This is a genomic window from Pseudomonas sp. 10S5 (assembly GCF_035019745.1).
Classification (GTDB): domain Bacteria; phylum Pseudomonadota; class Gammaproteobacteria; order Pseudomonadales; family Pseudomonadaceae; genus Aquipseudomonas.
This window is the reverse complement of sequence record NZ_JASJVL010000010.1, coordinates 186857-205529: the sequence shown is the minus strand read 5'-3', so window position 1 is coordinate 205529 and position 18673 is coordinate 186857. Positions and strand designations below refer to the sequence as shown.

Below are 18673 nucleotides of genomic sequence, written 5' to 3'. Positions count from 1 at the left end.
GATGTTAAAAATCTCATAACTATATGATTTAAAACAATATTTAGACACTGGCCGCAAAATTGCTATGAACTCGCCATTACGTTCGTGCCGGTCACGAGCTTTTGCGCCTTTGAGGAGTTTTTATGAGCGAGTTGCGATTCACCGTTGATCACGAATGGTTACGTGCTGAAGCTGATGGCAGCGTTACTGTTGGCATCACCCCGTATGCACAGGAATCGCTAGGCGACGTGGTGTTCGTGCAACTTCCGGAGCTGCAGGCCTACACTCAACACGCTGAAGTCTCGGTAGTGGAGTCAGTCAAAGCCGCCAGCAGCATAAACATGCCGCTAAATGGTGAGGTGGTTGAAGTCAATACTGCCCTCGAAACCACTCCTGAGCTGGTCAACGAAGATGCATCCAGCGCGGGCTGGTTCTTTCGTTTCATCCCTGAAGATGCTGACGCCATTCACGCCTTGCTCGATCAAGGCGCGTACGACCGCTTGATCAAAGCCAACGCCGAGGCTTGAGGAATAGACATGACTGACCGTATCGAGTTAAACACCGCTAACGAATTTATCGCGCGCCATATTGGCCCTCGCCCAGCTGACGAAAAAGCCATGCTCGGCCTCTTGGGCTTCGACTCGCTAGAAGCGTTGAGCGCCGCTATCATCCCGGAAAGCATCAAGGGCACCAGCGTCCTCGACATGGGCCCGGGGCAAAGCGAAGCGGATGCACTGGCGTCAATCAAAGTTATCGCCAGCAAAAACCAGCTGTTCAAAACCTACATTGGCCAGGGCTATTACAACACCCATACCCCTGCTCCGATCCTGCGCAACTTGCTGGAAAATCCAGCGTGGTACACCGCTTACACGCCATATCAGCCCGAGATTTCCCAAGGCCGCCTGGAGTCATTGTTGAACTTCCAGACATTGATCAGCGACCTGACCGGTTTGCCGATCGCCAACGCATCGCTGCTCGACGAAGCGACCGCTGCCGCCGAAGCCATGACCTTCTGCAAGCGCTTGAGCAAGAACAAGAGCAGCCATCTGTTTTTCGCCTCAATCCATTGCCATCCACAGACCGTCGATGTTCTGCGCACCCGTGCTGAACCGCTGGGGATTACCGTCGTGGTCGCGGATGAAAGCGAACTGACTGAGGTCGGTGAATATTTTGGCGCGCTGCTGCAGTACCCAGCGAGCAACGGTGATCTATTCGACTACCGTGAACTGGTCGAACGCTTCCATGCTGCCCATGCACTGGTGGCGGTATCCGCGGATCTGCTGGCATTGACCTTGCTGACCCCGCCTGGCGAATTCGGCGCAGACGTGGCCATTGGTAGTGCACAACGTTTCGGCGTACCACTGGGTTTTGGTGGTCCGCACGCGGCTTACTTTTCCACCCGCGACGCGTTCAAGCGCGACATGCCTGGCCGTTTGGTCGGGGTGTCGGTTGATCGCCATGGCAAGTCTGCGCTGCGTCTGGCCATGCAAACCCGCGAACAACATATCCGCCGCGAAAAGGCCACCAGCAACATCTGCACCGCGCAAGTGCTCTTGGCCAACATTGCCAGCATGTATGCGGTCTACCACGGACCCCGTGGCCTGATACAGATCGCCAAGCGAACACACCACTTGACCGCGATTTTCGCTCAAGGGCTGAGCCAGCTGGGCTTAAACGTCGAGCAGGCGTTCTTCTTCGACAGCTTGACCTTGGTCACCGGCGCCGACACCGCGACCCTGCACGCTAAGGCCCGCGCGCAACAGATCAACCTGCGTGAAATCGACGCCCAGCGCCTCGGCCTGTCGTTCGACGAAACCACCCAACAGGCCGACGTTGAAGCCCTGTGGCAGTTATTTGCGGTTGATGGACAAAAACTGCCGGACTTCAACGCACTGGCTAACGATGCCAAATCGAAGCTGCCTGCCGCGCTCGTGCGCCAATCGCCAATCCTCAGCCACCCGGTGTTCAACCGTTATCACTCCGAAACCGAGCTAATGCGCTACCTGCGCAAATTGGCGGATAAGGACTTGGCGCTGGATCGCACCATGATCCCGCTCGGCTCGTGCACCATGAAACTCAACGCCGCCAGCGAAATGATCCCGGTCACCTGGGCCGAGTTCGGTAATCTGCACCCGTTTGCCCCTGCCGAGCAGAGCCTGGGTTATCAGCAATTGACCGACGAACTGGAAACGATGCTCTGCGCCGCCACCGGTTACGACGCCATTTCGCTGCAACCAAACGCCGGCTCTCAAGGTGAATACGCCGGTCTGCTGGCGATTCGCGCTTACCACCAAAGCCGTGGCGACGAACGCCGCGACATCTGCCTGATCCCATCTTCTGCCCACGGCACCAACCCCGCGACCGCCAACATGGCCGGTATGCGAGTGGTCGTAACCGCCTGCGATGCACGCGGTAACGTCGACATCGAAGACCTGCGCGCCAAAGCCATTGAGCACCGCGAACACCTCGCGGCGCTAATGATCACTTACCCGTCGACCCATGGCGTGTTCGAAGAAGGCATTCGCGAAATCTGCGGCATCGTTCACGATAACGGCGGTCAGGTCTACATCGACGGCGCCAACATGAACGCGATGGTTGGCCTCTGCGCACCAGGAAAATTCGGGGGCGACGTGTCGCACCTGAACCTGCACAAAACCTTCTGCATTCCCCACGGCGGTGGCGGTCCAGGCGTTGGCCCGATTGGCGTGAAATCGCACCTTGCCCCGTTTCTTCCGGGCCACGTCACGATGGAGCGCAAGGTGGGCGCGGTCTGCGCGGCACCGTTCGGCAGCGCAAGCATTTTGCCGATTACCTGGATGTACATCCGCATGATGGGTGGGGCTGGCCTCAAGCGTGCTTCGCAGTTGGCGATTCTCAATGCCAACTACATATCGCGACGCCTGGAAGAGCATTACCCCGTGCTGTACACCGGCAGCAATGGTCTGGTGGCACACGAATGCATCCTCGACCTGCGCCCCTTGAAAGACAGCAGCGGCATCAGCGTTGATGACGTCGCCAAGCGCCTGATCGACTTCGGCTTCCATGCGCCAACCATGTCGTTCCCGGTGGCCGGCACCTTGATGATCGAACCAACCGAAAGCGAATCCAAGGAAGAACTGGACCGTTTCTGCGACGCCATGATCTGTATCCGCGACGAAATCCGTGCAGTGGAAAGTGGCGCGCTGGACAAGGAAGACAACCCGCTGAAAAACGCGCCACACACGGCGGCCGAAATCGTTGGCGAGTGGACTCACCCGTACAGCCGCGAACAAGCGGTGTACCCCGTCGCCTCGTTGATTGATGGCAAGTACTGGCCGCCAGTGGGTCGCGTCGACAATGTCTTTGGTGATCGCAACCTGATCTGCGCGTGCCCATCGATTGAGAGCTATCAAGAGGCTTGATCTGAATAGGCATTAACAGCCTCGCCAACAAGTTGGCTCTACAGAGGAATGCAATTCCCTGTAGGAGCCAACTTGTTGGCGAAGCGACTCATAACAACAAAAAATACCGGAGTGCACCATGTCACTGAGCGTATTTGACCTGTTCAAGATCGGCATCGGACCCTCCAGTTCGCACACCGTAGGCCCGATGCGTGCCTCTGCGCGGTTTGCCGAAGGCCTGCGTCGCGATGACTTACTAACCAGCACAGCCAGCATCAAGGTCGAGTTGTATGGGTCGCTGGGCGCTACCGGCAAAGGCCATGGCAGTGACAAAGCGGTAATGCTGGGCCTGGAAGGCGAGCACCCGGACACGGTGAATACCGAAACCGTAGCCGAGCGCCTGCAACAGATCCGTGGCAGCGAACGCTTGAATCTGCTCGGTGAACACAGCATCCCGTTCATTGAAAAACAGCACCTGGCGATGATCCGCAAACCCTTGGCATTCCATCCAAACGGCATGATTTTTCGTGCCTTCGATGCCGCTGGATTGCAAATCCGTAGTCGCGAATATTATTCAGTAGGCGGTGGTTTTGTCGTCGATGAAGACGCTGCCGGCGCAGACCGTATTGTCGAAGACAGCACACCGCTGACCTTTCCCTTCAAAAGTGCCAAAGCGTTGCTCAGCCATTGCACCACCCATGGGTTGTCCATTAGCGAAGTAATGCTACTCAATGAATCCGCTTGGCGCCCGGAAGCAGAAACCCGCAGCGGTCTGCTGAAGATTTGGCAAGTCATGCAGGACTGCGTCACCGCAGGCTGCCGTAACGAAGGCATTTTACCGGGCGGCTTGAAGGTCAAGCGCCGCGCCGCCGCGCTACACCGTCAGCTGTGCCAGAACCCTGAAGCCGCGCTGCGCGATGCACTGTCGGTGCTGGACTGGGTGAACCTGTACGCCTTGGCGGTGAACGAAGAAAACGCTAATGGCGGCCGCGTCGTCACTGCGCCCACCAACGGCGCGGCGGGAATCATTCCGGCGGTATTGCATTACTACATGCGTTTTATTACCGGAGCCAACGAAGACGGTGTCGTGCGTTTTCTACTCACAGCAGCTGCCATTGGCATTCTTTATAAAGAAAACGCTTCGATCTCTGGCGCTGAAGTGGGCTGCCAGGGTGAAGTCGGTGTTGCCTGCTCCATGGCCGCTGGCGCGTTGTGCGAAGTCTTGGGCGGTAACGTTCAACAAGTGGAAAACGCTGCCGAAATTGGCATGGAGCATAATCTGGGCCTGACCTGCGACCCGATTGGCGGACTGGTGCAAGTCCCCTGTATCGAGCGCAACGCCATGGGTTCGGTCAAGGCCATCAATGCCGTGCGCATGGCGCTGCGTGGCGACGGCCAGCACTTTGTGTCCCTGGATAAAGTGATCCGCACCATGCGCCAGACCGGCGCCGACATGAAAAGCAAATATAAGGAAACAGCCCGAGGCGGGCTGGCCGTGAACATTATCGAGTGCTGACATCCAGCCTCATGCCATTCACCGGAATTGTTGTGGTTTAGACGGTTCTGGAAAATCTTAGGAGTCATCAATGTCCACTGAACAGTTGTTAACCACACCGCTTCACGCTCTGCACCGCGAACTCGGGGCAAAAATGGTCCCATTCGCCGGTTATGACATGCCGGTGCAATACCCCGCCGGCGTGCTTAAAGAACACCTGCACACCCGCGCTCAGGCCGGTTTGTTTGACGTGTCGCACATGGGTCAGATTCGCCTGACCGGTGCCAACGCCGCCAAAGCACTGGAAACGCTGGTGCCGGTCGACATCATCGACTTGCCAGTAGGCATGCAACGCTACGCGATGTTCACCAACGAAAGCGGTGGCATTTTGGACGATCTGATGGTCGCCAACATTGGCGACAACCAGTTGATTCTGGTGGTCAACGCCGCTTGCAAAGACGACGACCTGGCACACATCCAGAAGCATCTGGCAGGTCAGTGCGACATCGAGCCGATGTTCGAAGCGCGCGCCCTCCTCGCCCTGCAAGGCCCATCTGCCGTGACCGTGCTTGCACGCCTGGCGCCTGAAGTGGCGAAAATGACCTTCATGCAGTTCGCTAAAGTGACGCTGCTGGGTGCCGACTGCTACGTTAGCCGCTCGGGCTATACCGGCGAAGACGGCTATGAGATCTCGGTTCCAGCGGACCACGCTGAAGCCTTGGCCCGACGCCTGCTGGCCGAACCTGAAGTCGCACCGATTGGCCTCGGCGCGCGTGATTCGCTGCGTCTGGAAGCAGGTCTTTGCCTGTATGGCCACGACATGAACACCGAGACCACTCCGATCGAAGCGAGCCTGTTGTGGGCAATCTCCAAAGTACGACGTGCCGACGGCGCCCGGGCCGGAGGCTTCCCCGGTGCAAAACAGATCTTCGCCCAGCAGCAAGCAGGTGTGGCTCGCAAACGTGTAGGACTCTTGCCACAAGAACGCACTCCTGTGCGTGAAGGCGCAGAAATCGTCGACGCTGACGACAAAGTCATCGGCATTGTCACCAGTGGCGGCTTCGGGCCAAGCCTCGGCGGACCTCTAGTCATGGCCTATCTCAACAGCGCCCACGTGGCGCTTGACAGCGAAGTATGGGCCATCGTGCGCGGCAAAAAAATTCCGATGAAGGTCAGCAAGATGCCGTTCGTGGCTCAGCGTTACTTTCGCGGTTAACATAACGACAAGCTGCGCACTGGCAAAAACAGTGCGCAGGACAGTCATACCTTCTCGATTATTAGCAGTTGTAGTCCATATCCAGGCGCGCGAACAACTAGAAACTTCCGTAAAATCTATCGATTGCGGCGTGTCGGTAAAAGTTTTCAAACAGGCCGGAGAACCCCTGAAACCGGGCCTTAGCCGGACTTGTTTTTCCGGGCGAAGTTGGCGTAAAGTTCCTTAACTGTGTTTGCATGGGTCGCTGAACCGTGACCCGGGCAGTAGAGCCAAGTATTGCTACATCCCGTTCGACGATTCTTACTTCCTGCAACCAGTCCCAGTTCCCTTTCAACGCAAAGGGGCTGTCATTAATTCAAGCTCCAAGGAATAAAGAAAATGGCTGATCGTCAGAGCGGTACCGTCAAGTGGTTTAACGACGAAAAGGGTTTTGGTTTTATCACTCCAGAAAGCGGCCCGGATCTGTTCGTCCATTTCCGCGCTATTCAGGGTAACGGCTTCAAGAGCCTGAAAGAAGGCCAGAAAGTCACCTTCATTTCCGTGCAGGGCCAAAAAGGTCTGCAAGCAGATGAGGTCATTCCTGAGGCGTAAACCCTTCGGAAACAACTAAAGCCCCTGATGTTGACCATCAGGGGCTTTTTTATGCGTGGGATTCCGTAAAATGCTTTCTTTTTTGTAATCGAGCGTCCGCCATGTCGACACATCAGCTTCGCCCCCAAGGTGACTTCCCCATTGCGGGGCTAGGTCGTCGCTTGGCAGCAATGGTTTACGACACCCTGCTCTGCATCGCCCTGCTCATGGTCACCACTCTGGTTTACAAGCTTATTTTGATGGCGTTTATCGGTGAAGCCAAACTGAGAACCTTGTCGGAAGCCGGCACCTTGGATGGCGATCCGTTACTGTCAACGATCCTGCTGTTTGTCCTGTTCGGCTTCTTCGCCAAGTTCTGGACTCACTCGGGCCAGACTTTGGGCATGCAGGTCTGGGGCATCCGCGTGCAGAACGCCGACGGCACCGGCATCAGCCTATGGCAAGCGCTGCTGCGCTTTGTGGTCTCGATTGGCTCGTGGCTTTGCGTAGGACTGGGTTTTTTCTGGGTACTGTTCGACAAGCAGCAACGCAGCTGGCATGACATGTATTCCGACACACAATTGGTGCGGGTGCCGAAGCAGAAATAAGCGCTTCAACATTACCAGTAGGAGTCAACGTGTTGGCGAGACAATTTAAGCCTCGCCAATACGTGGGCTCCTACTGGTGGGTTACCCCGCCCTGCGCAACAACCAAACCCCGGCAATAGCGCAGATACCTGACGGCACCAGCACTGCGAACAACGGTGAGAAGCCAAACACCAGGCTCGACGGCCCCAGCAAATCCTGAGCAATACGGAAGGTGAAGCCAACCAGCACCCCGGTGAACACCCTCTGACCCAAGGTCACTGACCGCAGTGGTCCGAAAATAAATGAGATAGCCATCAACACCAAAGCCATCGTCACCAACGGTTGTAGGACCTTGGTCCAGAATGCCAGCCAGTAACGACCGTTATTCAAACCCTGTTCAGCCAGGTAGTGCGAATAACTCCACAACCCGGAAATGGACAGCGAATCCGGGGGCAAGACCAGGGTACTCAATAGCTGCGGGCTTAACGTCACATCCCATAGCTCGCTCGGACTGGTGACAACTTCTGTGCTATCACCATGGAACCGCGTGGTGGTCACGTCCTGCAGTTGCCAATGGTCCGTATCGAACTTCGCGTGCTTGGCAAAGCTGGCGATCTGCATATGGCGCTGATCGTCGAACCGATAGCGTGTCACGCCGTAAAGCACACCGTTGGGTTGCACGGCATTGATATGAATAAACTCTTCGCCCTCGCGGTGCCATACCCCGTATTTACTGCTTTGTGCGTCGCCGCTACCTTGAGCAAGAGAACGGTTGGACTGAGCCATGTCTTCGCTGACAGGCGCTACGTATTCGCCGACCAACACGCCAGCGATCATCAGCAGCAACATTGGCTTCATCACCGCCCAGACAATGCGGCCAATCGAGACACCGGCCGCGCGCATAATGGTCAGCTCGCTACTGCTGGCCAGGCTGCCAAGTCCGACCAGGCAACCGATCAGCGCCGACATCGGCAACATCTCATAGACCCGCCGAGGCGCCGTCAGCAATACGAACGAGCTGGCGTCTAGCAGCGTGTAGGTGTCGCTGACGTCGCCCATTTCATCAATGAAAGCGAACAGCGAAGCCAGACCCAAAATGACGCCCAGTACACCCAGGATCGCCACAAAGACGCTTTTGCCAATATAACGGTCAATTTTAACCACGGGTCACCTCCTTCGCGTCGCGGCGACTCGCCATGCTTAGCCGCAGAGGTTCCCAGTACAGCAACAAGACACCGATCGCCAGAAACAGCGCGTGCACCCACCACAAACCAAAGGCTATTGGGATCTTGCCGCGCTCAAGCGCTCCACGCGCGGCGATCAGGATGGTGAGGTACGCCATGTACAGAAGAATCGCCGGAAGCAACTTGAGGAAGCGACCTTGTCGCGGGTTGGCCTTGGAAAGTGGTACGGCGATTAGTGTGACGATGAAAACCAGCAGCGGCAGTGACAAACGCCACTGAAGTTCTGCCTTGGCGCGCAAGGTGTCATTGCCAATCAGATCCCGTGTAGGAATGGCCTCGCGATCGGTAACTTCTCCACTGATTTCCGGTTTAGGCAACACCGCGCCATATGTGTCGTATTTGATGGCGCGATAGTTCGCCTCACCTGGATTACCGTCGTAGCGATAACCGTTTTCTAGAATCAGGTAACGCGTACCGTCAGGCTTGACCTCCTGACGACCCTTTTCGGCGACCAGTACGGAAATACCCTGATCTTTTTTGCCATCGCGGGACAACCTTTTTTCGGAGATAAACACACCACCGAGATGGGTGCGGTCTTCGGAAAGAGATTTTGTATAGGTAATCCGGGAACCGTCCCGCAGCGCCTGGAAGCGACCCGGCACCAACGTGTCGAACTCGGTCAATGCATCTTGTTGATTGACGATCAAGGCCACCTGCGCAGCACCTTGCGGGGCCAGCCCCATGCTCAGCCAACTGACCAGCAGCGCTACGACAGCCGCCGGAGCCAAGGTCATCCACAATAAGCGTTGCTGACTCATGCCGGTGGCAGCAAGCACGGTCATTTCGCTTTCGAGATAGAGCCGGCCATAGGACAGCAAAATGCCCAGGAACAGGCCCAATGGCAGAATCAGCTGCATAAAGCCTGGCAGGCGAAAGCCCATAATCATGAACAGCACGCCGGGATCGAGCGCGCCCGATGCGGCTTGAGCCAGGTACTTGATGAAGCGTCCGCTCATAATGATCACCAGTAACACGGCGCTGACCGCGCTCATGGTCACCAGCACTTCTCGGGACAGATAACGGAAGACGATCAAACCAGACACTCCAGGGTTGTCAGGCACAGGCGGCCAAACAAAAACGTATCAGCCACGATGACTAACGGCTCGCAGAGACGAACCACCAAAAAAATATGCGGCATTATCCTGTGATTAAGGGTGTCTGTCACTGCGCGCTCTGCATAGAAGCGCGAGAGTCTTTACGCGGCAACGCCATAGCGGGTAAAAACCTGGCACACGAAGGGTTGTCAGGCTCCGTAGGTGAGGGTCAAACTGCGGGCCTTGCCGCAGGCATTACCGGTGCGAAACAACGCCAGTGACTGTGCGCTTCATTCTTTCTGCGAAAACCCACAGTTATCGGGGACCCCGACATGGAATTTGTTGTAAAAAACGCTAGCCCAGAAACTTTGAAAACCGCCACGCTGGTCGTTGCAGTGGCAGAAGGTCGTGCTCTAAGCGAAGCGGCCAAAAATCTCGACACCCTGACCGGCGGGGAAATCACCGCAGTCCTTAAGCGGGGCGATTTGGCAGGCAAAGTCGGGCAAAGTCTTTTGCTACACAGCTTGCCTCACCTCAAGGCCGAGCGTGTGCTGTTGGTTGGTGTGGGCAAAACAGGTGAGTTGACTGATCGTCAGTTTCGCAAAGTCGTTAGCTGCACATTGTCCGTATTGAAAGGTCTAGGTGGCAGCGATGCCGTGCTGGTCCTGGATGAGCTGGTCGTCAAAAATCGCGACACCTACGGCAAAGCGCGCCTGCTGGTAGAAACCTTGGCTGATGGCGAATATGTGTTTGACCGTTTCAAGAGCCAGAAAGCCGAACCGCGCGCATTGAAAAAAATCACCTTGCTGACCAGCAAAACTACCCAGGCTGACACTGAGCGCGCCGCCACGCACGCCGCTGCTATCGCAACAGGCATCGCTTTCACCCGCGACTTGGGCAACCTGCCGCCGAACATCTGTCACCCGAGCTACCTGGCTGAAGAAGCTAAAAGCCTGGGCAAAGAGCATAAAAACCTCAAGGTTGAGATACACGACGAGAAGAAGCTCAAAGAATTGGGCATGGGTGCGTTCCTCGCCGTGTCCATCGGCAGCGACCAACCACCACGCTTGATCGTCATGAATTATCAGGGCGGCAAGAAAACCGACAAGCCCTACGTACTGGTCGGCAAAGGTATTACGTTTGATACCGGCGGCATCAGCATCAAGCCGGCTGCGGGCATGGACGAGATGAAGTTCGACATGTGCGGTGCCGCCAGTGTGTTCGGCACCCTGCGCGCCGTGCTTGAACTGAAACTGCCAATCAATTTGGTATGCCTGCTGGCCTGTGCCGAAAACATGCCGAGCGGCAGCGCCACTCGCCCTGGCGATATCGTCAGCACCATGAGCGGCCAGACCGTCGAAATCCTTAACACAGACGCCGAAGGGCGTTTGGTCCTCTGCGACACCCTGACCTACGCTGAACGCTTCAAACCGCAAGCGGTGATCGATATCGCAACCCTGACCGGCGCCTGTGTCGTTGCCTTGGGTGGCCACACGTCCGGGCTGATGGGCAATAACGACGAACTGATCGAGCAACTGCTCGACGCTGGCAAACAAGCCGACGACCGTGCCTGGCAATTGCCGTTGTTCGATGAGTATCAAGAACAGCTGGACAGCCCGTTTGCCGACATCGCCAACATTGGCGGCCCCAAAGGCGGCACCATCACTGCGGGTTGCTTCCTGTCACGCTTCGCCAAAGCCTACAACTGGGCGCACTTGGACATCGCTGGCACTGCATGGCTGAGCGGCAAGGACAAAGGCGCCACGGGCCGTCCGGTTCCGCTGCTGACTCAATACCTGCTCGACCGCGCTGGCGTGTAAACCGCTTAGGGACGTATTGGCCGCTTGGCCGATACGTCCCGCGTTCAGGAACTGACATGACCCAAGTCGATTTTTATATCCTGCCCAGCGCCGATCCGCAGGCACGCCTGGACTTCGCCTGCAAACTCAGCGAAAAAGCCTGGCGCCTCGGGCATCGGGTCTATTTGCATTGCAGTGATGCCGCCCAGCGTGAAGACCTCGACGCGCGACTGTGGCGCTTCAAAGGCGAAAGCTTCGTGCCGCACGGCAATGCCGAGGACGATCAGGATGCTCCGATCGTACTGGGGCTGGGCGATGATCCAGGGCAACATCAGGATTTGCTGGTCAATCTGGACCTGCGCATCCCCGAATTTTTCAAGCGTTTCGCCCGTGTGGCGGAAGTGGTAGTAGAACATCCCGCTATTCGTCTGGCCGCACGAGAGAGTTTTCGCTTCTATCGTGAACAGGGCTATCCTCTGCAAGATCACCGGTTACAGCGTCTCTGAGCACACGATGGATACTCCAAAACCCCTGAAAGACTCCGCGCATTTGCTGGATGACCTTGAGTCGATCCGCCAACTGCTCGGGGATGATTCATTGCAACCGCCGTTGCTGACCGACAGCGTTAAGGGCGACGTGCAAATCCCGTTGTTGTTCGATGTGGTTGGCGCTCAAACAGCCACAACGGATAAAGGCCAAGTGGTCAAGATCCCTTTTCTCGACGCCGAACCTGTTGCGCAGGTTGCCGAGTTTGAAGGCAACGAAGCGGACATCCCCACCTTGATCCCAGAACCGGTCGCCGAGCAGGCAGCACCGAACCCGGACCTTTTGCTGCACTTGGACAACGAACTGCGCGCCGCCGCGCAATTGATCATGCAAGACGTCATCGACGACTTCGCCCCACACATCGAAACCGAAATCAAACGTCGGCTTGATGCGAGGATGGAGCGGCTGCTCGCAGCAGCTTCAAGCGGAAAGCTATAAAGGCGCAATCTGCAAGCAGAAGCCAAACGCGCACCGCTTGTAGCTTGCCTCTGTCCGCTGTCTGTGGCTTGCAGCTGCCCCTGCCGCTATACTTGCCGGCTTTCCTGAATTAATGCCAATAGGGTCCAGCCGCGCATGGAAAAGACCTACCAGCCGCACGCCATTGAAACTTCCTGGTATCAGACTTGGGAGTCCGAGAATTATTTCGCTCCGCAAGGCGCTGGTGACTCGTACACCATTATGATTCCGCCGCCGAACGTTACCGGCAGCTTGCACATGGGTCACGGTTTCAACAACGCGATCATGGACGCCTTGATCCGTTTCCGCCGCATGCAGGGTCGCAACACCCTGTGGCAACCAGGCACCGACCACGCGGGTATCGCCACGCAAATGCTGGTGGAACGCCAGATCGAAGCCCAAGGCCTGAGCCGTCATGACTTAGGTCGCGATAAATTCCTCGAAAAAATCTGGGAATGGAAAGACCAGTCCGGTGGCAATATCAGCCGTCAAATCCGTCGTTTGGGTTCTTCAGTGGATTGGAGCCGCGAGCGCTTCACCATGGACGACGGGCTGTCCGAATCGGTAAAAGAAGCATTTGTACGCCTGCATGAAGACGGTCTGATCTATCGTGGCAAGCGTTTGGTCAACTGGGACACCAAACTGCACACCGCTATTTCCGATCTGGAAGTGGAAAACCACGACGAGAAAGGTTTCCTCTGGAACCTGCGTTACCCACTGGCCGATGGCGCGAAAACCGCTGATGGCCTGGATTACCTGGTCGTCGCCACTACCCGTCCGGAAACCATGCTCGGCGACGCCGCCGTTGCCGTTAACCCGCAAGACGAACGCTATAAAGCCCTGATCGGTAAGTTCGTCGAACTGCCATTGGTTGGCCGCCGCATCCCGATCATCGCTGATGATTATTGCGATCCTGAGTTCGGCACCGGCTGCGTGAAAATCACCCCGGCCCACGATTTCAACGACTACGAAGTCGGCAAGCGCCACAACCTGCCCCTGCTGAATATCTTCGACAAAAACGCTGCAGTGCTGCCTGTCGCCCAAGTGTTCAACATCGACGGCACGCTGAATGAGCTGATTGACGGCGCACTTCCGGCAGCCTATGCCGGTCTTGATCGCTTTGAAGCGCGTAAACAAATCGTTGCCGCCTTTGATGCTGCTGGCCTGCTGGTCAGTGTCGACGACCATGCACTGAAAGTGCCCAAGGGCGACCGCTCCGGGACGATCATCGAGCCATGGCTGACCGACCAGTGGTACGTCTCCACCAAGCCGCTGGCTGAACCTGCCATCGCCGCTGTGGAAGACGGGCGCATTGCGTTCGTGCCCAAGCAGTACGAAAACATGTACTTCTCCTGGATGCGTGACATTCAGGACTGGTGCATCAGCCGTCAGCTGTGGTGGGGCCATCGGATTCCGGCCTGGTACGACGAGTCAGGCAAAGTTTATGTCGGTCGCGACGAAGCCGAAGTTCGCACGAAGAACAATCTCGGGCCAGAGATTGCGCTGCAACAGGACAACGACGTTCTCGACACCTGGTTCAGCTCAGGGCTGTGGACCTTCTCTACGCTGGGCTGGCCGGAAAAAACCGAAGCGCTGAAGACTTTCCACTCCACTGACGTGTTGGTCACTGGCTTCGACATCATTTTCTTCTGGGTCGCCCGGATGATCATGCTCACTATGCATTTGGTGAAAAACGAAGACGGCACACCGCAAGTTCCGTTCAAGACCGTATACGTTCACGGTTTAGTGCGCGATGGTCTCGGTCAGAAGATGTCCAAGTCCAAGGGCAACGTCCTTGACCCGCTGGACATCATTGACGGTATCGAACTCGAAGACCTGGTCGCCAAGCGCACCACCGGTTTGATGCAGCCAAAACTGCAGAAAAAGATTGAAAAGCAAACCCGTGACGAGTTTGCGGACGGCATCGCCAGCTATGGCACCGATGCGTTGCGCTTTACTTTCTGCTCGCTGGCGTCCACCGGTCGTGACATCAAGTTCGACATGGGCCGCGTCGAAGGCTATCGCAACTTCTGCAACAAGATCTGGAACGCGGCACGTTACGTTCTGGATAAGGGCGAAGACTGCGGGCAAAACGGCGAAGCGGTGGAACTATCCTTGGCTGATCGCTGGATCATCTCGCAGTTGCAGCGTACCGAAGCTGAAGTGACTCGCCATCTGGATCAGTTCCGCTTCGACCTCGCCGCCCAAGCGTTGTACGAGTTCATCTGGAACCAGTATTGCGACTGGTACCTGGAGCTGTCCAAGCCCGTGCTGTGGGACGAAAATGCCCCGGTCGAGCGTCAGCGCGGCACTCGTCGAACGCTGGTTCGCGTGCTGGAAGTGGCGTTGCGTCTGGCTCATCCGTTCATGCCGTTCATTACCGAAGAAATCTGGCAGCGCCTCGCACCGCTGGCGGGCGTGACCGGCAAGACGATCATGCTGCAACCTTGGCCAGTGGCCAACGAAGCACGCATCGATCAGGCCGCCGAAGACGACATCGAATGGCTCAAGGGCCTGATGTTGGGCACCCGCAACATTCGTGGGGAAATGAACATCGGCCCTGGCAAGCCACTGCAACTGTTCCTCAAGAACGTTAGCGCCGAAGATCAACGCCGCCTGACCGAAAACGATTACCTGCTGAAAAAACTGGCCAAGCTTGAATCTATTACAGTGTTGGCTGCCGGTGCAGAAGCTCCGCTGTCCGCAACCGCATTGGTTGGCGAAATGGAAGTGCTGGTGCCCATGGCCGGTCTGATCGACAAAGCCGCTGAGCTGGCGCGTCTGGACAAAGAAATCCTGCGCCTGCAAGGTGAAGTGCAACGCGTGGGCGGCAAGCTGTCCAACGCAGCGTTCGTCGACAAAGCGCCGCCTGAAGTGATTGCCAAGGAACGCGCCAAACTGACCGAAGCTGAACAAGCCTTAGCCAAACTGGCGGAACAACACGCACGCATCGCCAGCTTGTAAGGGCGACATCAAAGCTGGCCCGTTCGCGGGTCAGCCTCTCTGTAGGAGCGCGCTTGCCCGCGATATGGCCAGCCCTGACACCGAAGGTTTTGTTCATCAAACACGGTGCCTGACCCACAGCAATCGCGGGCAAGCGCGCGCCTACAGCGTGATGCACCTGCATTCACAGAATTGAATTCCATGACCACCCCAGACAAACCTAAAGCCACGATGCACCCGCGCAACCGTCACCAAGGCCGTTACGATTTCCCGAAGTTGATCAAAAGCAGCCCCGAGCTGGCCGAGTTCGTGGTGGTCAATCCCTACGGTAACGAAAGCATCGATTTCGCCAATCCATCGGCAGTCCGAGTGTTCAACCGCGCCCTGCTCAAGTCGTTCTATGGCGTCGCGCATTGGGACATTCCGGCTGACTACCTGTGCCCACCGATCCCAGGCCGCGCCGATTACTTGCACTTCATGGCTGACCTGTTGGCTGAGAGCAACGACGGCGTGATTCCACGCGGCGCGTCGATTCGTGCACTGGACATCGGCATGGGCGCCAACTGCGTCTATCCGTTGATTGGCCACAGTGACTACGGCTGGCAGTTCCTCGGTTCGGAAATCGACCCCACGGCAATCTCCGGCGCCACCGCCATCGTCAAATCCAACAACCTGCAGAAAGTCATCAGCCTGCGCTTGCAAAGCAACCGCAAACAGATCCTGCTAGACCTCCTGCACAGCGAAGAACGTTTCGACCTGAGCGTCTGCAACCCACCGTTCCACGCCTCATGGGAAGAAGCGCAACGCGGCAGCCAACGCAAATGGCGCGCATTGGGCAAGGCTGACCCGAAACGCAAGTTACCGGTGCTGAACTTTGGCGGGCAATCACAGGAATTGTGGTGCGAAGGCGGCGAAATAGGCTTCGTGACGCAACTGATCAACGAAAGCAAACACGTGCCACAGCAGGTGTTCTGGTTCAGCACCTTGGTCTCCAAGGCCTCGAACCTGCCGTTGATTCAAAGCACACTGAAGAAAGCCGGTGTGTTCGACAGCCGCGTGGTGGAGATGTCTCAGGGCCAGAAACAAAGCCGCTTCGTGGCTTGGACCTTCCTCGACAACACTCAGCAGCGTATCTGGCGCGAGAAGCGCTGGGCCGCAGCCAAGGCCTGATATTGAAAACTCAACACCTGTAGGAGCCAACATCTTGGTTTCTACAGATTTTTCAGGGACATCAGACAGAAAAAAGCCGTGCCCGGAGTGATCCGGAGCACGGCTTTTTTACAGCAAGATCCGATTGCCCGTCAGGGCAAACAAATACTTACTTGTTCACCGAATCGCTGAGGCTTTTGGCCGGTACGAATTTGATGACTTTCTTGGCAGCGATTTCGATGGCAGCGCCAGTCGAAGGGTTACGGCCAGTGCGAGCTGGGCGCTCAGTGACTTTCAATTTGCCAATGCCTGGCAAAGTGATTTCAGCGCCGTTTTCCAGTTGATCAGCAACAATCTGGCCCAATTGCTCAAGAGCATTACGCGCGGTGGTTTTTGGCGCGTCGATAGCTTCAGCGATATCGGCGATCAATTGGTCTTTAGTCATTGCCATGGTGGTGTTCCTTCCCTATCTAATTCATTTGGATTGCAGAGTGCGGCGTCGGCCTGGGGCCAGGCGATAAGCCTGGCCCTCACGGAGCAGCCACGATCAAGCGCGAAGTGTAGATGCTGAAACCCGGGTTTGGTTCGACCTGACGCGTACAAACTGCGTGCTTAGCGCCCTTAAGGTGCGCAAGACCGGGCAAAACTAGCACAGAGGCAATCAAATATCCGCCCCTACCTACCCATTTGGTCAGCTTTAGAGTGTTAAACGGTAAAAAATACGCTGTAAACACTCAAAACAGCCCAAAACCCGCCTCGTGCCGAACACATCTACGCCGCCCAAGGTGCGTTACACTTGCCGACTTTGAATTGAGCGCAGGCTCCTCCGCCGCTCTTCATCCGTGATTTTCCAACCGAGAAGCCCATGCCGATCCGTCATTGCATCGTCCACCTGATCGAGAAAAAACCCGACGGTACGCCAGCGGTGTTGCACGCCCGCGATTCAGAACTCGGCGAGTCTCAGGCCATCGAGAACATGCTCGCCGACCTGAACGAGAGCTATAACGCCAAGCAAGGCAAAGCGTGGGGCTTTTTTCATGCGGAATCGGGGGCACACCCCTTCAGCGGCTGGCTGAAAGAATACCTGGAGGGCGGCAAGGACTTCACAGCGTTCAGCCGGATCGCCATTGAACACCTGCAAAAACTGATGGAAGAATCCAACCTGTCGGTCGGCGGCCACGTGCTGTTCGCTCACTACCAGCAAGGTATGACCGACTACCTTGCCATCGCCCTGCTGCACCACAGTGAAGGCGTGGCGGTGAACGCGGAGCTGGACGTGACGCCCTCACGTCACCTCGACTTGAGCACGCTGCACCTGGCGGCACGTATCAACGTCTCCGAGTGGCAGAACAACAAGCAGTCCAAGCAATACATTTCGTTCATCAAAGGCAAAAACGGCAAAAAAGTATCTGAATACTTCCGCGACTTCATCGGTTGCCAGGAAGGCGTCGACGGCCCCGGTGAAACCCGCACCTTGCTCAAGGCGTTCAGCGACTTTGTGGAGAGTGAAGATTTACCCGAAGAGTCCGCCCGGGAGAAAACCAAAACCCTGGTGGATTACGCCAGCGCCCAAAACAAAATGGGCGAACCCATGGGGCTGGAGGAGCTGTCTGGTCTGATCGATGAAGAGCGTCCGCGAGCGTTCTACGATCACATCCGCAACAAGGACTATGGCCTGTCTGCAGAGATTCCGGCGGATAAGCGCACCCTGAATCAGTTCCGTCGCTTCACTGGCCGTGCAGAGGGCCTCTCAATCAGTTTTGAGGCACATCTGTTGGGTGACAAGATCCAATACGACGAAGAAGCCGGTACTCTTATCATCAAAGGTCTGCCAACCCAACTCACTGATCAGTTGAAGCGCCGCTGAGGGTTGGATCGGACATCTAGGTTATTCGCCGAAGCCAAAGCAAGAAAAGGTTAGCAATGCTCATCCGCACGCTGAAGAAATTCGTATTGATCATGTTGGTGGTGGTGGCCTACCAGAACTGGGGCAAGGTCGAACACTTTTTCAGCCCTGACACGGCGGCGATCAGCCAAAGATTGGCAAACGCCAAGGTCGTGCTGTATGCCACCGACTGGTGCGGCTACTGCAAACAGACTCGGCGCTTGCTCGACAGCAAAGGCATTCCCTATCGCGAATTCGATATCGAGAAATCCGCCGAGGGTCGCAAAGCTTACGAGGCGCTAGGCGGACGCGGTATCCCCATGATCGACGTCAATGGCACGCTGATCAGGGGATTCAGCCCGGAGGAGATACTGGCGGCACTGAAATGAA

The 18673-nt window shown here is 56.6% G+C and carries 16 protein-coding genes; 13 read left to right on the top strand and 3 right to left on the bottom strand.

Going from position 1 to position 18673, the window contains the following annotated elements; translation table 11 throughout:
* Positions 1–122 precede the first annotated feature (122 nt).
* The 6 genes from gcvH (at position 123) to QN378_RS13465 (ending at position 7248) form a co-directional block, all read left to right on the top strand.
* Positions 123–506 (top strand): glycine cleavage system protein GcvH, encoded by a 384-nt coding sequence (gene gcvH, locus QN378_RS13490; RefSeq protein ID WP_322201326.1) that lies wholly within the window; start codon positions 123–125, stop codon positions 504–506.
* Between the two features lie 9 nt (positions 507–515).
* Positions 516–3380: an aminomethyl-transferring glycine dehydrogenase gene (gcvP, locus tag QN378_RS13485; protein WP_323548958.1), complete on the top strand. Its 2865-nt coding sequence runs from the start codon at positions 516–518 to the stop codon at positions 3378–3380.
* Positions 3381–3498: 118 nt separating this feature from the next.
* A complete protein-coding gene (locus QN378_RS13480) occupies positions 3499–4875 on the top strand; it encodes an L-serine ammonia-lyase (RefSeq protein WP_322201322.1) in 1377 nt (458 codons plus the stop codon).
* Positions 4876–4945: 70 nt separating this feature from the next.
* Entirely contained in the window at positions 4946–6070 is a 1125-nt protein-coding gene (gene gcvT / locus QN378_RS13475) for a glycine cleavage system aminomethyltransferase GcvT (protein WP_322201320.1), read from the top strand.
* A gap of 378 nt (positions 6071–6448) precedes the next feature.
* On the top strand, positions 6449–6661 hold the full coding sequence (locus QN378_RS13470; protein WP_322201318.1) for a cold-shock protein: 213 nt from the start codon (positions 6449–6451) through the stop codon (positions 6659–6661).
* Between the two features lie 101 nt (positions 6662–6762).
* Positions 6763–7248 (top strand): RDD family protein, encoded by a 486-nt coding sequence (locus QN378_RS13465; RefSeq protein WP_322201316.1) that lies wholly within the window; start codon positions 6763–6765, stop codon positions 7246–7248.
* An 81-nt stretch (positions 7249–7329) separates the two neighbouring features.
* Here QN378_RS13465 and lptG read toward each other — a convergent pair whose 3' ends face one another.
* Positions 7330–8391: an LPS export ABC transporter permease LptG gene (gene lptG / locus QN378_RS13460; RefSeq protein ID WP_323548955.1), complete on the bottom strand. Its 1062-nt coding sequence runs from the start codon at positions 8389–8391 to the stop codon at positions 7330–7332.
* Positions 8384–9505: an LPS export ABC transporter permease LptF gene (lptF, locus tag QN378_RS13455; protein ID WP_322201312.1), complete on the bottom strand. Its 1122-nt coding sequence runs from the start codon at positions 9503–9505 to the stop codon at positions 8384–8386. The genes lptG and lptF overlap by 8 nt, the downstream gene beginning before the upstream one ends.
* Before the next feature lie 332 nt (positions 9506–9837).
* Here lptF and QN378_RS13450 point away from each other — a divergent pair, with 332 nt between their 5' ends.
* The 5 genes from QN378_RS13450 to rlmF all read left to right on the top strand — a co-directional run bounded on the left by QN378_RS13450 (position 9838) and on the right by rlmF (position 16419).
* Complete coding sequence (locus tag QN378_RS13450) at positions 9838–11325, top strand: leucyl aminopeptidase (protein WP_322201310.1); 1488 nt, start codon at positions 9838–9840, stop codon at positions 11323–11325.
* A 56-nt stretch (positions 11326–11381) separates the two neighbouring features.
* Positions 11382–11810: a DNA polymerase III subunit chi gene (locus QN378_RS13445; protein ID WP_322201308.1), complete on the top strand. Its 429-nt coding sequence runs from the start codon at positions 11382–11384 to the stop codon at positions 11808–11810.
* Between the two features lie 7 nt (positions 11811–11817).
* Positions 11818–12288 carry a DNA polymerase III subunit chi gene (locus QN378_RS13440; RefSeq protein WP_322201306.1) on the top strand — a complete coding sequence of 157 codons (471 nt, stop codon included), beginning with the start codon at positions 11818–11820 and terminating at the stop codon, positions 12286–12288.
* A 135-nt stretch (positions 12289–12423) separates the two neighbouring features.
* On the top strand, positions 12424–15270 hold the full coding sequence (locus tag QN378_RS13435; protein ID WP_322201304.1) for a valine--tRNA ligase: 2847 nt from the start codon (positions 12424–12426) through the stop codon (positions 15268–15270).
* Positions 15271–15450: 180 nt separating this feature from the next.
* Positions 15451–16419 (top strand): 23S rRNA (adenine(1618)-N(6))-methyltransferase RlmF, encoded by a 969-nt coding sequence (gene rlmF, locus QN378_RS13430; RefSeq protein ID WP_322201302.1) that lies wholly within the window; start codon positions 15451–15453, stop codon positions 16417–16419.
* A 148-nt stretch (positions 16420–16567) separates the two neighbouring features.
* On the opposite strand, the gene QN378_RS13425 is transcribed toward rlmF, so the two are convergent.
* Positions 16568–16849 carry an HU family DNA-binding protein gene (locus QN378_RS13425; protein ID WP_299829188.1) on the bottom strand — a complete coding sequence of 94 codons (282 nt, stop codon included), beginning with the start codon at positions 16847–16849 and terminating at the stop codon, positions 16568–16570.
* Positions 16850–17263: 414 nt separating this feature from the next.
* On the opposite strand from QN378_RS13425, the gene yejK reads away from it, so the two are divergent.
* Positions 17264–18265: a nucleoid-associated protein YejK gene (yejK, locus tag QN378_RS13420; RefSeq protein ID WP_322201300.1), complete on the top strand. Its 1002-nt coding sequence runs from the start codon at positions 17264–17266 to the stop codon at positions 18263–18265.
* Between the two features lie 56 nt (positions 18266–18321).
* Positions 18322–18672 (top strand): glutaredoxin family protein, encoded by a 351-nt coding sequence (locus QN378_RS13415; RefSeq protein WP_322201298.1) that lies wholly within the window; start codon positions 18322–18324, stop codon positions 18670–18672.
* Position 18673 lies beyond the last annotated feature (1 nt).

Bases quoted from the DNA above. Each gene is read 5' to 3' on its own strand.
- gcvH (WP_322201326.1), top strand. From the start codon at position 123: ATGAGCGAGTTGCGATTCACCGTTGATCACGAATGGTTACGTGCTGAA.
- gcvP (WP_323548958.1), top strand. From the start codon at position 516: ATGACTGACCGTATCGAGTTAAACACCGCTAACGAATTTATCGCGCGC.
- QN378_RS13480 (WP_322201322.1), top strand. From the start codon at position 3,499: ATGTCACTGAGCGTATTTGACCTGTTCAAGATCGGCATCGGACCCTCC.
- gcvT (WP_322201320.1), top strand. From the start codon at position 4,946: ATGTCCACTGAACAGTTGTTAACCACACCGCTTCACGCTCTGCACCGC.
- QN378_RS13470 (WP_322201318.1), top strand. From the start codon at position 6,449: ATGGCTGATCGTCAGAGCGGTACCGTCAAGTGGTTTAACGACGAAAAG.
- QN378_RS13465 (WP_322201316.1), top strand. From the start codon at position 6,763: ATGTCGACACATCAGCTTCGCCCCCAAGGTGACTTCCCCATTGCGGGG.
- QN378_RS13450 (WP_322201310.1), top strand. From the start codon at position 9,838: ATGGAATTTGTTGTAAAAAACGCTAGCCCAGAAACTTTGAAAACCGCC.
- QN378_RS13445 (WP_322201308.1), top strand. From the start codon at position 11,382: ATGACCCAAGTCGATTTTTATATCCTGCCCAGCGCCGATCCGCAGGCA.
- QN378_RS13440 (WP_322201306.1), top strand. From the start codon at position 11,818: ATGGATACTCCAAAACCCCTGAAAGACTCCGCGCATTTGCTGGATGAC.
- QN378_RS13435 (WP_322201304.1), top strand. From the start codon at position 12,424: ATGGAAAAGACCTACCAGCCGCACGCCATTGAAACTTCCTGGTATCAG.
- rlmF (WP_322201302.1), top strand. From the start codon at position 15,451: ATGACCACCCCAGACAAACCTAAAGCCACGATGCACCCGCGCAACCGT.
- QN378_RS13425 (WP_299829188.1), bottom strand. From the start codon at position 16,849: ATGGCAATGACTAAAGACCAATTGATCGCCGATATCGCTGAAGCTATC.
- yejK (WP_322201300.1), top strand. From the start codon at position 17,264: ATGCCGATCCGTCATTGCATCGTCCACCTGATCGAGAAAAAACCCGAC.
- QN378_RS13415 (WP_322201298.1), top strand. From the start codon at position 18,322: ATGCTCATCCGCACGCTGAAGAAATTCGTATTGATCATGTTGGTGGTG.